Genomic DNA, 14,230 nt, shown 5'->3' with positions numbered 1-14,230 from the left:
TCTCGCGTGCATACATATTGAATAGTAAGACGGCGACGGCATCAAAGCTTCCCCGATCTGTTCTCCGGATGGCTAGACTGTACCGGCAGCGTGACTCTTCACTCAGCGGAATCGTGGCTGCAACCGCCAGCACAGCCGTGACGTCGCCGGCGAGAACGGAACCAGCATCTCTGCCTGCCGACAGCGTCGAAGGTCGCACACCGACCGCAAGCGACTGTCGAAGGCACGGTCGAGTCCGCCAGCGTCCATACTGAGCGCGGCGTGTCCGGGACGATCAGTACTCGAGTGGCCACCGCTCCTCGTCGCTCGCGGCGAGTTCGTCGGCGACGCCGTCGGCCAGCCGGTACTCGGTGCCCTCTCTGACGACGGTGCCAGCCCGCTCTACGTGTTCCAGGTGGGCGTAGGACTCGCCGGGACCGTGGAGAATGTGAATGCTCTCGAGGTCGCCGAACAGGTCGTCGCTGACCGTCCAGGTGTCACAGGGCCCCTTCCGATCGAGAGCATCGAGCACCCGCCACGACCGTTCCTCGTGGTGGTCGATGATGTACTGGGCGCGTGCGGCCGGATCGTCGATCGGATCGCGATGGCCCGGCCACGCTCGAGCGTAGTCGGCGTCGACGATCCCCTGCAGCGCCCGCAGGTATTTCTCGAGTGGCCGCTCCACACGGATATCCGCGCCGCCGACGTTCGGCGTATAGACTGGAAGTAACGCGTCCCCAGAAACGACCTCACGGCGGCCAGCTCGTGTGAGTTCGAACATACAGAGCCCCGCAGCGTGTCCCGAGGTGTGGACGACCTCGAGGTCGTGTCCGTTGATGGTAAACGTCTCGCCATCTTCGAACGTCGTCACCGTCGGTGACTCGCCCGTCGGCTTCCCGCCAGCCAGCACCTCCCGGAGGACGTCCCGTTTGGATTCGGGCATCCCCCACTGCTCGAAGTATCGTTCCTGGCGGTCGGATAGATCCGCCCACGCGTCCTCGTCGCCCTCGATGAGCGGCGCATCGGCAGCATGCGCGTACACCTCGGCACCGCTTGCGGCCTGTAATTCGCCTGCCAGCCCCGTGTGGTCGCCGTGCCAGTGTGTGAGAAAGATGCGATCGATGTCCGCAAACTCGAGATCGCGCTCGTCGAACGCGGCCTCGAGTTGCTCGCGCGTCGTTGCCATCCAGTCGCCGGTATCGATCAGGACCGTCTCCGGCCCGTCGGTAAAGAGGTACGTGTTGTTGTTGCCCTCGAACGCGGAGTTCGACAGGGATATTCGTTCCATGCCAGTATGACACACGGAGAACGTGAAAACTGTTGTGAGAATCGCGAGCAGTTGGCAGTGATTAGCCTCGAAGAGCCCACACAACGCGGACGACGGCGAGCAGCCATCGATCAGGCTACAGTTGCTGTGACTGATACGTACGTCTTATTGGCAAAAACGCGGCACGGCGTCGAGCGTGTTCCGGTGACTGTCCACTCAGTGGAACGCACTCGAGGGCGACGATTACGAGCCCCAGAAGTTATCGCGGCTCCCGAGCCGTTCGCGGCGATCTTCTTTCGTGTCTTCGTCGTTGGATTCGTCCGTATCGGCGTCCGCAGCAGCCGTGGTATCGTCGGCGTCCGTTTCATCGGCATCGGCTTCCTCGTCGGGGTCCATCGGCAGCAACTCGAGTTCTTTCGCGCGTGCGTGATTGCTGTGGACTCGTGTGATTTCGACGCGAGCACGGGCCTCCGGCAGCACGCCGTCGACCATGACGATAAAGCCATCCTCAGTTCGACCGACGCCGGCTCCGCTTTCGTGCATGTCGACGACGTCGATAACGACCTCCTGACCCGATTTGACCGGTTGGGTTTTGAGGTCCTCGATCGGCTGGCTGTAATGATTGCACCACTCCTTGCCACCCCGATCCCCGTAGTGGCTACACCCCATTCCAGAGATCCGTTCAGAAAAGCTCGGACAGTCGTCGGAAAGTGGACAGTCTGCCATACGGCGTACTACCAGTGGCGTCGTTAAACCGTTTCCGTCTTGGGGATCGAATTCGGAGTAGCCAAAAACGCTGGTAGCATCTCTCGGCCATGTGAGAGGAGACGTAATGTTGGTTGGCGCGATCGGTAACTGTTGGTAAATGAACGGCGATCACCTGACGGGCCGTTTCGAAAAGGTTTACGGCACGGACGTAGCAGTGATAGATGATGAAAATCCTCGTTACGGTCAAAGAAGTCGCGACCGTCGAAGACGAGTTCGAGATCGAGGGGACTGAAATCGCATCCCAGTACCTCGGTGCCGACCTCAACGAGTGGGACGATTACGCCGTCGAAGAGGCAGTTCAGCTCCAGGAGGCCGGACTCGCGGACGAAGTCGTCACGGTCACAATCGGGCCGGAAGAGTGCGAACAGACCATCCGACAGGCCCTCGCGAAAGGTGCCGACCGCGCTGTCCGCGTCTGGGACGACGCACTCGAAGGCGTCGACTTACTCGACGTCAACGCGAAGACGGAGATCCTGAGCGCCGTCGTCGAGGCGGAGGATCCAGACCTCGTACTGACGGGGGTCCAAGCTGGTGACGACAGCTTCGGCGCGACTGGCGTCTCGCTGGCCGAAGAGATCGGTGCACAGTGGGGAGCCGTCGTCAACTCTCTCGAGCACGACCTCGAGGACGGCGTCGCCTCGGTACGACGCGAACTGGAGGGCGGTGTCGAGGAGCTGACCGAGATCGACCTGCCAGCGGTCCTGACGATCCAGACGGGGATCAACGAGCCACGCTATGCGAGCCTGCGTGGCATTCGACAGGCCCAGCGCAAAGAGCTTGACGTCCAGGCCCTCGCCGACATCGGCATCGACGAGAGCGCGATCGAAGCCCAACTCGAGCTGACTGAGATGTACGAACCCGAGAGCGAGAGCGACGCGACGATCTGGGAGGGCAGTGCCGACGAGACCGCATCGGAGCTCGGTGACCTGCTTCGCGAGAAGGGGGTGACACAATGACGGACGTCCTTGCAGTTACTGACCACCGCCGCGGCGAACTGCGCGATGTGAGCTACGAGATCATCACTGCCGGACGAGAGCTGGCCGACGAAACCGGCGGCGACCTCCATCTCGCCGTGATCAGCGGCACTGTCGACGAGTTCGCGGAGAAACTCGATCGTGAAGGCGTCGACGCCATCCACACCGTCGACTACGGCGAGGAGTTCAACCACGACGTCTACACGCAGACGATCACGCAGCTCTACGACGAACTCGCGCCACAGTACGTCCTCGCACCGAACAGCGTCAACGGGCTCGACTACGCACCCGCCGTCGCCAACGAACTCGACCTCCCGATCGTCACCGACACGATCGGTCTCGAGACCGACGGCGAGACGCTGATCGCCACCCGCGAAATGTACGGCGGCAAAGTCGAGACGACAAACGAACTCGAGGGTGAAGCCGTCGTCACGATCCGAAGTGCCGAGTGGCCGCAGGCCGAGGGCACGGGCGACGCTGCCATCGAGGCCTTCGACGCCGAGATCGACGAGGACGCGATCGGCTCGACCGTCACCGGCTTCGAGGAAGTCGGCGGCGGCGACGTCGACATCAGCGAGGCGGACGTGCTTGTCTCTGTTGGCCGTGGGATCGAAGAGGAGGACAACATCCCGATCATCGAGGAACTCGCTGAGGCACTCGACGCAACAGTCTCCTCGTCGCGCCCGATCGTCGACAACGGCTGGCTGCCGAAGAACCGGCAGGTCGGCCAGTCCGGGAAGGTCGTCACACCTGACGTCTACATCGCCATCGGTATTTCGGGTGCCGTCCAGCACGTCGCTGGCATGAAAGGCTCCGATACGATCGTCGCGATCAACACGGACCCCAATGCGCCCATCATGGACATCGCCGATTACGCGATCCACGACGACCTCTTCGACGTCGTCCCGGCGCTGACCGAAGAGTTCCAGTAAGCGAGCGCGCGCCCTGCGCAGGCCCCACTCTCGGAAACGCGAGCGGGAAGGAACGACCCGCGAGCTGTGTGGGTCGAACTGACTGTGACTGGATTCGGGCCTTTTTGCTCGGTTTGGGACGACAGTGAGACGCGCAGCGAGCGCGTTACGCTCGACGGGCGGATTTTCACACGAGAGTGAACATCACGACCTCGAGTGGAAAACCTGGCTTGTGATCCGTCACCTACTTTTTACCCCCGTCCTAAGCGCTGGCAATGGAACGTCTGGAGCGTCGTCGGGCGCTGATCGAAGCGCGTCTCGTCGAGGTGATCGACGGCCTCGAGCCGGATACGCTCAGAGAGGAGGTACGCCACACGGCGCTGTCGGGCGGCAAGCGCGTCCGACCGATGGTGACGCTGTTAGCTTGTGAAACCGTCGGCGGGACAGCCGAGGAGGCAGTCGATTTCGGTGTCGGCATCGAACTCGTCCATAGCGCATCGCTCGTGATCGACGATATTATCGACCGCTCGGAACTGCGTCGCGGAACGACCAGCGCGTGGGCCGAGTTCGGCTACGGCCCAGCGATCGTCTCGAGCGATGGGCTACTCGGCGAGGCGTTTGCCCTCTTTTCGGCCGACCCGGATGCCATGCAGGTCGTCGCTGAATCGATGGTCGAACTCGGGATCGGCGAGGCGACCGAACTTTCGGCAAAGCCAGCAAACGAAGCGGAGTATATGACGCTGGCCCGACGCAAGACGGGTGCGCTGTTTCGGGCCGCCGCCGAACTCGGGGCCATCGCTGCCGGCTCCGACCCCGTCACCGTCGAAGCCCTTGGAGAATACGCCGAACGAGTCGGTGTCGCCTTCCAGATCAGAGACGACGTCCTGGATGCGATCGCAGATGCCGACGAACTGGGCAAACCGACCGGCCACGACGCCGCCCTCGAGCGCCCGTCGGTCGTCCAGGTGACCGATCTCACCCCCGACGAAGCCAACGCCCGCGCTCGAGCCGAGTCCGATCGAGCGATCGACGCCTTAGACCGTATCGAGGTCGTCGATCCGGCGGCCAGAGCGTATCTGCTCGAACTCGCGGAGTTCGTCGTCGAACGCGAGCGCTAACTCGTCGCGGTTCTCGCCGTTATCCGAGGTCCGTTCCGGCGCAATCACTGTGGCGTGGGCCCGTACTGCGACTCATACGGACTGCTGTCGGTCAGTTTCGGCGCGACCGCGATCACACACGGTCCAGTTGCCGTGGTTCTCCCTCCGGTTCCTGCTCGTCGTCTCCCGAGTCGGAGAGTCTGGATTCGGCGACGGCGAACGTGAGCGTACTCACGATTCCCAAGAGCGTGCCGGCCGTCAGGGCCGCTGCCAGATAGCTGATCCCGACCTCACCGAGGAAGAAGGCGCTCACTGCATAGAGGACGACGGCGATCGAGAGGACGTAAAAGGGGGCGTTGAGGTAGCGCCACTCGAGCGTGCCGGCGATATACTCGTCGGTGATCTGGCCGAGGCTGGTCGTCACGCCCGCCGCAGCAAGCCATTGGATCGAGCCGTGGACGAGTGCAGCGAGCATGACCGGCACGCCGACGTCACCAGCCGTCGCGTTCTGTTCTGCCTCGAGGGCGTTCACCCCGCTGACGCCGCCGAGGACGAGCAAGGTCGCGGCGACGACGTAGGCAAGCAGGGTCGTCCGACCGGCGTACAGCGACCGGCGGGCGCGCTCGACGGCATCATCGAGCCGGTTGCCGAGTCCGAGGCCACGGGAGATGAGATACAGGCCGAGCAGCGCGGATGTCGTCCCGAGTACGAACCCTGGCATTTCGAGGACGGCTCCGACCAACGCGAGCGGGTAGATGAGCAGCAGGATTCCCAGCGGGATCAACACCGTCCCGCGCGTTTCGGGATCATTCAACACCTGTTTGATCGTGTAGTACATCGATTCCAGGTTCTGGGCCTGCCGAACGACGACGCGGCGAACGCCATCGATCGGCACGCGCGAGCGAATAATCGGGATGACGGATTCGTCCTGTGCGCCGTCGGTGACCACGAGTGCCGTGACGTCTTCGGCCGTCGAGAGGCTCGCGAGGACGGTGTCGACCTCGTCGCCGACCTCACGGTTGGCGTTGACATCGCCGTCGTCGTTGCCGGTGACGACGGCGACCTCGACGCTCTCGTCGCGTTCGTCGAGGTTGTCGTAGATATGTATGCCCTGAAAAATCACGTTGACGTCGGAGTCCTCGGGATCCGCAGTCGCGAGTGCGACGGCCGCCGATTCGGCCGACTCTCGGCCGATAACCGGGGTCGAGAAGCCGGTTTTCCGACCGAGGTCGTCGTCGAGATCGACACAGAGGACCAACAGCATTGGGTCACACGTTCGAGCGCAGGGTATTTCCATCTTCTGGGGACGACAGAATCGGGCGTGCAGGCTCGAGGCCGGTCGGGTCGTTTCGCACGGCTTTTGTGAGTCGGCCCACTAACCGTCGTTGAATGATCTCGAAGGGCTGTGAGCAGTGTGCGAAAGGTGGGAAGATGGTGCTGTTCGTCTACGGCTACTGTGACCAGCGCGACTGCTTTTACTGCCCGCTTGGCGAGAACCGAAAGAACGTCACTGACGTCTACGCCAACGAACGACAGGTCGAATCCGACGCGGACGTCCTCGAGGAGGCCCACCGGATGGACGCACTCGGCACGTCGATCACCGGCGGCGAACCCCAAGAAGCCCTCGAGCGCACCTGTCACTACCTCGAACTGCTCAAAGACGAGTTCGGCGAGGACCATCACACCCACCTCTACACCGGCATCACGGGCGGCCGCGAGAACATGCGCCGGCTCTCCGAGGCCGGCCTCGACGAGATTCGGTTCCACCCGCCACTCGAGCAGTGGGGTGACCTCCACGGCACCGAGTGGGAAGAGATCCTGTATATCGCCCGTGAGGAAGGACTGACGCCCGCGTTCGAAATCCCCGGTATTCGCGCCGAAACGGAGTTCCTCGAGTTCCTCGATGAGGGGGCTGCGGAGTTTTGTAACGTCAACGAGTTCGAGATGAGCGACGGGAACTACCGCCGAATGCAAAAGGAAGGGTACGAACTCAAAGAAGACCACATGAGTGCCGTCGACAATGACCGCGAGGGGATCCTCGATGTAATGGGCGACCACGAGAAGGTCTACTTCTGTACCTCCGTGTTCAAAGACGCGGCCCAGCATCGCCGCCGACTGAAACGGATGGCCCGCAACGTCCGCCGAGAGTTCGACGACGTGACCGACGACGGCACGCTCGTCTACGGCAAGACGTACACCGACCCCGAACACTTCGAGGCCCTCGGCGTCCCCGAGGAGTTCTACACCGTCAAAACGAACCACGTCGAAGTCGCCTGGTGGCTGCTCGAAGAAATGATCGAGGAAGGCGACCTCGAGGACGGGGAGATCGTCGAGCAGTATCCGAGCTACGACGGACAGGTCGTCGAGCGAACGCCGTTGGTGTGAAGTTCTGACCACGAGCGAGCAAAGCGAGCGAGTGACTTTTTGCTGTCCTCTCGAGGGGGACGAGCGACTGCTTACTCGATTTCGGTCGGGTCGATGTCGGGGAGTGTGATGAGGTTCTCACGGCCGATTCGAAGCTTCTCGATCTCGTCGCCCTCGTCCATCTGTGAGAGCAGTTGCGAGACCTTGGCGTTCGACCAGCCGGTCTCCGAGACGATCGAACCCTGTTTCATCCGGCCACTGTTCTGTTTGAGCAGTCGAAGGACGCGTTCCTCGTCGCTCAGCAGTTCGGGATCGATCCCATCGTCGATCTCCTCGTCAAACTCGAGTTGCGTGCCGGCCCCGCCGGCTGGGGCTGTGTCGGTCGGATTCGTCCCGGTTTCGGGAGGTGCCTCGAGCGATCCCCCATCGGTATCGGTGATGGACTCGTGGGAGGGCGTCTCATCGGTCGTGCGTGTACGGAGTCGACGGACGACCCCGAGGGCACCAACACGCTTGCAGAGCCGATCGACCGGCGGTGGCAGTTCGATGTGTGGCCGGCGCGCGAGGAGATAGCTCCCGACGCCGACGACGAACACGAGCCCCACGATGCCAGCGATCAGCCAGTTCGACACCGCAGCCGTGGGAGCGAGACCGTTGCCACCGCCAGCACTGCGAACAAAGATGATCTGGAGGTCGTCCTCGCTGAACTGGTACGGGCCGTCTCGTTGGAGCGTGGTCGACGCCTCCGCACTGAGGGCGTAGCCGGGGGGTGATTCGATGACGAGGCGTTGCTCATCGGACAACGAGAGCCACACACCGCTGTCGGTCTGGAAGACGTCACCGAAGTAGATCCGATCCTCGTCGACAGTCGCGAAGTTCGTCCAGGTCACCGAGTAGGCGAGGACGCCGACACGGACTGACGTATTCTCATCAGTCTCAGGAAGGGTCTGTGCATCGAGGCCTGCCTCTTCGGGTGAGACGATACGTGGCTCGTCCCAGCCCGCGTTCTCGAGGCTCATCTCACGGCCGGTCGCCTGTTGGGCGTCCTGACGGAACGGTTCGAACTGCTCGGCGTCGTAGGTAATCTCTCGTTGCCCGCTCGTCACCGCATCAGCGTACTCGGTAAACGCTTCTTCGTCGTCGTCAGTAGTCAAAACGACGTACCGTTCGATCGTCCACGTCGCGTCACCGGTCTCGCTGATCGTGATCCGAATCACCTGTTTCGGATCGGTATCCTCGAGTGTGGGTTGGGTCGCTGCGAAATTCGCGGTGGTGGACGAGAGCTGCGAATGTGTCGGAGAAGACGGATCTATCAGTGGCCGGTCACCGGCAGGGTCCGCTTGTGTCTGGGCGGGCCCAGAAGCGGCTACAGCCGGTGTGGCGGCCACCGCCCCAAGGAGGGATGTCGTGAGGAGGGCTGTGAGGGCGAGTGTAATGGCGGTGGATACCCGCATACGTACCAACAGGGTGGTCCCCCGGGGGAAAAAACACTTTCCATCGGAAAATAAAGCGTTACCCTCGGTTGTGAATCGTCTCCGCAGCGAAAGCGAGGCCACGAATCCGGACGAAGGGACCGGAAGACAACGATAATGCGGGCATAAACGGTTGGTATTTCGCCACGTTCTAGTGCGACCAGTTTTTGTATCAAGAGTTCATACAGTGGATCGATGAACAGCGCGACTTCTGCCCTCCTCGCGTTGCTTCTCGTCTTCTCACTCGTCGCGATTCCGGTCGCAGCGGGTCCCGGAGATGGGACGCGAGCCCAGCTACAGGCGGAGCAGCAGGATCGGACGACCGACAACTCGGCGGCCGACGAGACGACCACCCGCCTCCCGCTCGAGGGTGAAGTACGAAGCGACACCGTGTCGTACGGTCCCGACCTTGGGATAGTACTCACAGCGACGGACGACGAGTTGCGAACGGATTACGCCCAGTACACGATCGTCGAGCACGAGTTCGAGGACGCGAGCGAAGCGAAACGAGAAGCGCTGGTTGCGGATGCGTACGATCGAATCACGGACCGCGCGGACGAACTCGAGCAGCGGGAAGTAGACGCCGTGGAGGATCACGCGGCAGGCGACCTCTCGACGACGGAACTGCTACAGATTCTGCTTCGAAACCACAACGAGGCAGCAGTTCTCTCTGACGCGCTCGAGGAACTCAAGAATCGAACAAATCAGATTCCTGACTCCGAGGTCCGGGACGAGCAGAACAGACTCGAAATGCAGCAGACACCAGTTCGAACGCACCTTCAGATGGCAGCTCAAGGTGGAGACGAAACAGTCGTTACCGTCCAGACGTCCGAAAACGGATATGCCCTCTCGACTCTCACCGATGACTACGTCCGTGAAACGACCAGATTCGACAATCGCGACACTAGGTTAGGAAATAGCTTCGAGGATATGTGGGATGGTTATGAGTATGCTGTCGAGCAGTACCCGTGGGTGTTCGAAACTGGCAGCTCACAGGCGGTTCACCAACATACGGCAGCAAGACTGTACCAGATTCGAGTCTCACATGATCAGGGTCGATTCGATATATATCTCGATTGGGGAACTGGAGAGGTTCACCGTGAAGTGCAGGTCCTAACGTATACCTCGTTGCCGACGGAGACCGAAACGACCTGGACGGACGGCGAGCGCCGGCTCGCGCTCAACGAGACGCCGGCGAACGGACCGGCCAAGATCACGGTGACCGATATCGAAACCGAGAGTCCCGAGACGGCAACGGTCACGGTTGATGGGTTCGGGGTTGGCGAACTCGATAGTGACGGGACCATCTGGTTCGTACCACCGGCTGAATCGTACGACCTGACGGTAACGACCGAAAACAGCAGTACCACCGTCACCGTCGGCGACTGATCACGCGTTTTTGCGGTCGGTCTCGAGTAGTGGGCCCGTTCGAGGAGCGACTCGAGCGCTGGTGGCAGAGCCAGACGTTTATATTGGAACAGGCAGCCAGTGCAGTGCGTGACTGACCGTCCGGATGAGAGCGTGACGTTCGAGACGTGCGAGCAGCCGAGCGCGGGCCGCGGAATCAGCCCGGTTGTCGGCCTCGTCGCGTTACTCGTGCTTACCGTCGGACTGGTGGCCGTCGTCGCCGTCGGCGTCGGGGCGCTGTCACTCGAGGCGGGCGCGCCGACCGCGGCGTTCGACCTCACAGTCGACAGCGAGGCGTCGGCGATCACGGTCGAACACATCGGCGGCGATCCGATCGACGTAACGAAGCTGTCGATGACGGTCGCGATCGACGACGAGGAACTGACGAAACAGCCGCCCGTGCCGTTCGTCGGTGCAAGCGGGTTCGATGGAACACCAACCGGGCCGTTCAACTCGGCAACCGATCCCGAATGGCGGGCTGGAGAGCGTGGAACCGTCGTCGTCGCCGATACGAACGAGCCACCGATCGAGACCGGTGATTCGGTCACCGTCACGCTTGCTGTCGACGGCACTCGCGTGGCTACACTCGAGACGACGGCGAAATAAGAGTCACAAACCGACGACGGGGCGAGTTACTCGGGTGCCCGACCGATCGTCGTGATCGCGACCTCGGGATCGTAGGAGGGGCCCTGAAACAGGTGTTTGACGTCCTCGAAGCCCGCCCGTTTGAACATTCGGTCAGCCTCGTACTCGTCATAGAAGAGCATGATCGAGTCGGCGAGTTTCTGTGCGATAACGTTGTCGGGGTAGTTCGGTCCGACGACGAGTACCTGCCCACCCGGTTTCAATACGCGACGGAACTCCCGGAGCGCGAGGATCGGGTTCGGCCAGTACTCGATCGAGCCCGACGACCAGACGACGTCGAACGTGTCCGTCGCGAACGGCAGCCGTTCGGCGTCGCCACGGTGGAACTGAACTGGCGGTGCTCGTTTGCCGAACTTCGCGTAGGCCTGCTCGAGTTGGTGTTCGCTCTGGTCGAGTGCATACACCTCGTCGACACGCTCGAGCAAGCCCTCGGTCGCAAAGCCGGTGCCACAGCCGACGTCGAGGACCGTCATATCGGCCTCGAGTTCGAGTAGATCGAGGGCCTCCGTTCGCATCTCCTCGTTCCAGATGAAGGGGTTGATCTGGTCGTAGACCTTCGAGAGGTATTTATAGAACAGTCGAGCCCGGGCCTTGTTCTCGAGGATTCCCATTGTGAAGACGTTTCGACCGGACCGGGATATGTTTACTGTTCCGGGCGGTCAGGCACCGCCGACAGTAGCAGGGATCAACATCGATCGGCAGAAATTGGCCCGTTTTCCCCCGAAAATGCTGAACGACTTTCGCAACTACCATATACGCGCTCTGGTAAACATCCGTTTGCTTAGAGTATGCCGAGGCCAGAGGTTCTCGAACGAATAAAGTCGGCGGAAGAGGAAGCCGACGAGATCGTCGCATTGGCACAAAACGACCGCGACGAGCGAATAGCCGAGGCCCGGGAACGTGCCGAGGAGATTCGCACGGAAGCGGAACAAGAAGCGCGGGATCTCAAAGAGCGTCGTCTCGAGGAGGCGCGCGAGGAGATCGACACTGAAACCGAACGCGTCCTCGAGAACGGTGAACAGGAGCGCGAGGCGCTCGCCGAGCGTGCCCAAAACCGGGTCGACGAAGTGACCGACCACGTCGTCGAACTGTTCCAGGAGGACGTTCATGCTCAGACCTGAACGGATGAGTAAGGTCTCGGTGACCGGCTCCAAGGGCGTCATGCCCACGGTCATCGAGACAGTCCACGGACTGAACCTGGTCCATCTCTCGGACTACGACGGCTCCTGGGAGGGGTTCGATAACGGCAACCCGATCGAGGGTGCCGACGACGCCTCCGAGAAGCTGGTGACTGTCCGAGCCCTCGAGAGTACCCTGGGGCTGTCGGTCGACGAGGCCGAACCAGACACCCTCGGGGACGACTGGGAAGACCGGGTCGAAGAGATTCGAACTCGAGTCAACGAACTCGACGACCAGCGCAGTGAGGTCCGTGAGGAGCTCCGCCAGGTCAACGAGAAAATCGACCGCGTCGCCCCCTTCGCGGAACTGGGGATTGACCTCGACCTCCTGTCGGGGTACGACACGGTCGACATCGTCGTCGGTGAAGGCCCGAACGACCAGATCGAAGCGGCGATCGACGCCGCCGACGAGATCCGGGTGTTCGAGCTGTTTACCGGTGGTGACGTCGTGGCTATCGTGGCCGCACCGACCGACGACGCCGGCTCGGACCCACTCGGCGACGCACTTGTCGGGATCGAGTTCACCCGACATCCGGTGCCGGAGACCGAACAGACGCCGAGTGCGTACGTCGACGAACTCGAGGAACGCAAGCGCGAACTCGAGTACGAACTCGACGATATCGACGCGGAACTCGAGGAAATCAAGCAGACTGAAGCCGGGTTCCTCTTGCGCGTCGAAGAGAAGCTGACCATCGAGGTACAGCGTGCGGAAGCACCGCTGCAGTTTGCGACGACGGATCGCGCGTTCATCGCCGAGGGATGGATCCCAAGCGACGAGTACGATAGATTCGTCGCAACGCTGGACGACGCCGTCGGCGACAGCGTCGAGATCGAAGAACTCGAGCGTGCGAGCTACGACCGCCACGGGGCACACTCCCACACGGAGGACGTCCAGAAGGGCGCGCCCGCGGCGGACGAACCAGCCGAATCGGACGACCAACAACAGAAGGCCGTGACCGACGGTGGCTCGACGATGACGATGAGCGACGAGCCACCAGTGATCCAGAACAATCCGAGCGCGGCAAAACCGTTCGAAGTGCTGGTGCAGGCAGTTAACCAACCGAAATACAGCGAATTGGATCCGACGATCTTCCTGTTCCTGACGTTCCCGGCGTTCTTCGGGTTCATGATCGGGGACGTCGGATATGGGATCGTGTACGTCGCCATCGGCGCGTACATGGCCACGCAGTTCGACAGCAAAGGAATCACCAGTCTTGGCGGCGTCGCCATCTGGGCTGGTCTGTTCACAATGCTGTTCGGGATCATCTACGGCGAAATATTCGGCCTTCACGTGCTCGGCGAAGTGATCTGGCACGATATATTCAGCTCAGAGGTTCTCCCGCTGAACAAGGGACTCGAGCCAGGAGCGAGTGCGTTCGCACTGGGCTGGATGGTCATTAGCGTGCTAGCCGGGATCGTCCACCTCAACATCGGGTACATCCTGGACTTCTACGAGAACATGAGCCACGGCGTCAAAGACGCCCTCTTCCACAGCGGCTCATGGATCCTGATGCTCAACGGCATCTGGATCTGGATCTTCTCGGCGCAGGCTTCGGGCTCCAAGCCCGACTTCCTGTTCACGACGTTCGCAAGCGATGGGCCGTTCCCGATCGGCTTCACCGGGTTCCCGGAGTGGGGGCTGTTCGCCTTCCCCGAGGGGATCCCGGTACTCGGCGGGTTCCTGTTGACGGCCCCGCTGCTCATCTTCCTCGTCGGGCTGGTCATGCTGATCGTCAGCGATCCAGTCGAAGCCGTCGAGGCACTCGACGTCATCGTCAACGTCTTCTCGTATACCCGAATGGGCGCAGTCCTGCTCGCGAAGGCCGGAATGGCCTTCGTGGTCAACCTGCTGTTCTTCGGGGCCTACGAGGACCCAGACGGCGCATTCCACTTCCTGCGCTCTCACGAGCCGAGCTACGTCGCCGAAACCTACGGTGGCGAAGCGACCGTCATCTTCGACGGACTCATGCACTCCGGCACTGCCGGCTTGCTCGGCGGACTTGTGATTCTCGTCCTCGGCCACATCGTCGTGTTAGTTCTTGGCGTGACAAGCGCCGGCTTACAGGGCGTGCGCCTCGAGTACGTGGAATTCTTTAACAAGTTTTATGAGGGCGGTGGGGAGAACTACGAACCGTTCGGAACCGATCGAAATCACAGTGAGGACTAAT

At 61.7% G+C, this 14,230-nt stretch carries 13 protein-coding genes; 8 read left to right on the top strand and 5 right to left on the bottom strand.

The window, feature by feature from the left end:
* Positions 1-274: 274 nt before the first annotated feature.
* Together BW940_RS02665 and BW940_RS02660 are read right to left on the bottom strand one after the other, a co-directional pair.
* Positions 275-1,267, bottom strand: coding sequence for an MBL fold metallo-hydrolase (locus tag BW940_RS02665; protein ID WP_076607620.1), 993 nt, complete (start codon positions 1,265-1,267; stop codon positions 275-277).
* 222 nt (positions 1,268-1,489) lie between these two features.
* Positions 1,490-1,972, bottom strand: coding sequence for a TRAM domain-containing protein (locus BW940_RS02660; RefSeq protein WP_076607619.1), 483 nt, complete (start codon positions 1,970-1,972; stop codon positions 1,490-1,492).
* 206 nt (positions 1,973-2,178) lie between these two features.
* Here BW940_RS02660 and BW940_RS02655 point away from each other — a divergent pair, with 206 nt between their 5' ends.
* From BW940_RS02655 to BW940_RS02645, 3 genes are all read left to right on the top strand, one after another.
* Entirely contained in the window at positions 2,179-2,970 is a 792-nt protein-coding gene (locus BW940_RS02655; RefSeq protein WP_076607715.1) for an electron transfer flavoprotein subunit beta/FixA family protein, read from the top strand.
* Positions 2,967-3,920: an electron transfer flavoprotein subunit alpha/FixB family protein gene (locus tag BW940_RS02650; protein ID WP_076607618.1), complete on the top strand. Its 954-nt coding sequence runs from the start codon at positions 2,967-2,969 to the stop codon at positions 3,918-3,920. Before BW940_RS02655 ends, BW940_RS02650 begins: the two co-directional genes overlap by 4 nt.
* 254 nt (positions 3,921-4,174) lie before the next feature.
* Positions 4,175-5,017, top strand: a complete 843-nt coding sequence (locus BW940_RS02645; protein WP_076607617.1) for a polyprenyl synthetase family protein — start codon at positions 4,175-4,177, stop codon at positions 5,015-5,017.
* Positions 5,018-5,129: 112 nt separating this feature from the next.
* On the opposite strand, the gene BW940_RS02640 is transcribed toward BW940_RS02645, so the two are convergent.
* Complete coding sequence (locus BW940_RS02640; RefSeq protein ID WP_076607616.1) at positions 5,130-6,260, bottom strand: DUF373 family protein; 1,131 nt, start codon at positions 6,258-6,260, stop codon at positions 5,130-5,132.
* A 125-nt stretch (positions 6,261-6,385) separates the two neighbouring features.
* Here BW940_RS02640 and BW940_RS02635 point away from each other — a divergent pair, with 125 nt between their 5' ends.
* The gene (locus BW940_RS02635; protein ID WP_076607615.1) at positions 6,386-7,381 is read left to right on the top strand and encodes a radical SAM protein; all 996 of its coding nucleotides are present in this window, start codon (positions 6,386-6,388) and stop codon (positions 7,379-7,381) included.
* A 71-nt stretch (positions 7,382-7,452) separates the two neighbouring features.
* Here the strand turns inward: BW940_RS02635 and BW940_RS02630 are convergent, their stop codons facing one another.
* Entirely contained in the window at positions 7,453-8,814 is a 1,362-nt protein-coding gene (locus BW940_RS02630) for a helix-turn-helix transcriptional regulator (RefSeq protein WP_084776715.1), read from the bottom strand.
* Positions 8,815-9,027: 213 nt separating this feature from the next.
* On the opposite strand from BW940_RS02630, the gene BW940_RS02625 reads away from it, so the two are divergent.
* Positions 9,028-10,221, top strand: a complete 1,194-nt coding sequence (locus BW940_RS02625; RefSeq protein WP_076607613.1) for a DUF7096 domain-containing protein — start codon at positions 9,028-9,030, stop codon at positions 10,219-10,221.
* 108 nt (positions 10,222-10,329) lie between these two features.
* On the top strand, positions 10,330-10,845 hold the full coding sequence (locus BW940_RS02620) for a type IV pilin domain-containing protein (RefSeq protein WP_084776714.1): 516 nt from the start codon (positions 10,330-10,332) through the stop codon (positions 10,843-10,845).
* Between the two features lie 26 nt (positions 10,846-10,871).
* Here the strand turns inward: BW940_RS02620 and BW940_RS02615 are convergent, their stop codons facing one another.
* The gene (locus tag BW940_RS02615; protein ID WP_076607612.1) at positions 10,872-11,495 is read right to left on the bottom strand and encodes a methyltransferase domain-containing protein; all 624 of its coding nucleotides are present in this window, start codon (positions 11,493-11,495) and stop codon (positions 10,872-10,874) included.
* A gap of 177 nt (positions 11,496-11,672) precedes the next feature.
* Here BW940_RS02615 and ahaH point away from each other — a divergent pair, with 177 nt between their 5' ends.
* Together ahaH and BW940_RS02605 are read left to right on the top strand one after the other, a co-directional pair.
* Positions 11,673-12,005, top strand: coding sequence for an ATP synthase archaeal subunit H (ahaH, locus tag BW940_RS02610; protein WP_076607611.1), 333 nt, complete (start codon positions 11,673-11,675; stop codon positions 12,003-12,005).
* Positions 11,992-14,229, top strand: a complete 2,238-nt coding sequence (locus tag BW940_RS02605) for a V-type ATP synthase subunit I (RefSeq protein ID WP_076607610.1) — start codon at positions 11,992-11,994, stop codon at positions 14,227-14,229. The genes ahaH and BW940_RS02605 overlap by 14 nt, the downstream gene beginning before the upstream one ends.
* The last annotated feature ends 1 nt before the right edge of the window (position 14,230 follow it).

The organism is Natronorubrum thiooxidans (genome assembly GCF_900156475.1).
GTDB classification, from domain to species: Archaea; Halobacteriota; Halobacteria; order Halobacteriales; family Natrialbaceae; genus Natronorubrum; species Natronorubrum thiooxidans.
This window is presented reverse-complemented; position numbering and strand designations above follow the sequence as displayed.

Coding starts and splice junctions, on each gene's coding strand:
- BW940_RS02665 (WP_076607620.1), bottom strand. CDS start 1,267: ATGGAACGAATATCCCTGTCGAACTCCGCGTTCGAGGGCAACAACAAC.
- BW940_RS02660 (WP_076607619.1), bottom strand. CDS start 1,972: ATGGCAGACTGTCCACTTTCCGACGACTGTCCGAGCTTTTCTGAACGG.
- BW940_RS02655 (WP_076607715.1), top strand. CDS start 2,179: ATGAAAATCCTCGTTACGGTCAAAGAAGTCGCGACCGTCGAAGACGAG.
- BW940_RS02650 (WP_076607618.1), top strand. CDS start 2,967: ATGACGGACGTCCTTGCAGTTACTGACCACCGCCGCGGCGAACTGCGC.
- BW940_RS02645 (WP_076607617.1), top strand. CDS start 4,175: ATGGAACGTCTGGAGCGTCGTCGGGCGCTGATCGAAGCGCGTCTCGTC.
- BW940_RS02640 (WP_076607616.1), bottom strand. CDS start 6,260: ATGCTGTTGGTCCTCTGTGTCGATCTCGACGACGACCTCGGTCGGAAA.
- BW940_RS02635 (WP_076607615.1), top strand. CDS start 6,386: ATGATCTCGAAGGGCTGTGAGCAGTGTGCGAAAGGTGGGAAGATGGTG.
- BW940_RS02630 (WP_084776715.1), bottom strand. CDS start 8,814: ATGCGGGTATCCACCGCCATTACACTCGCCCTCACAGCCCTCCTCACG.
- BW940_RS02625 (WP_076607613.1), top strand. CDS start 9,028: ATGAACAGCGCGACTTCTGCCCTCCTCGCGTTGCTTCTCGTCTTCTCA.
- BW940_RS02615 (WP_076607612.1), bottom strand. CDS start 11,495: ATGGGAATCCTCGAGAACAAGGCCCGGGCTCGACTGTTCTATAAATAC.
- ahaH (WP_076607611.1), top strand. CDS start 11,673: ATGCCGAGGCCAGAGGTTCTCGAACGAATAAAGTCGGCGGAAGAGGAA.
- BW940_RS02605 (WP_076607610.1), top strand. CDS start 11,992: ATGCTCAGACCTGAACGGATGAGTAAGGTCTCGGTGACCGGCTCCAAG.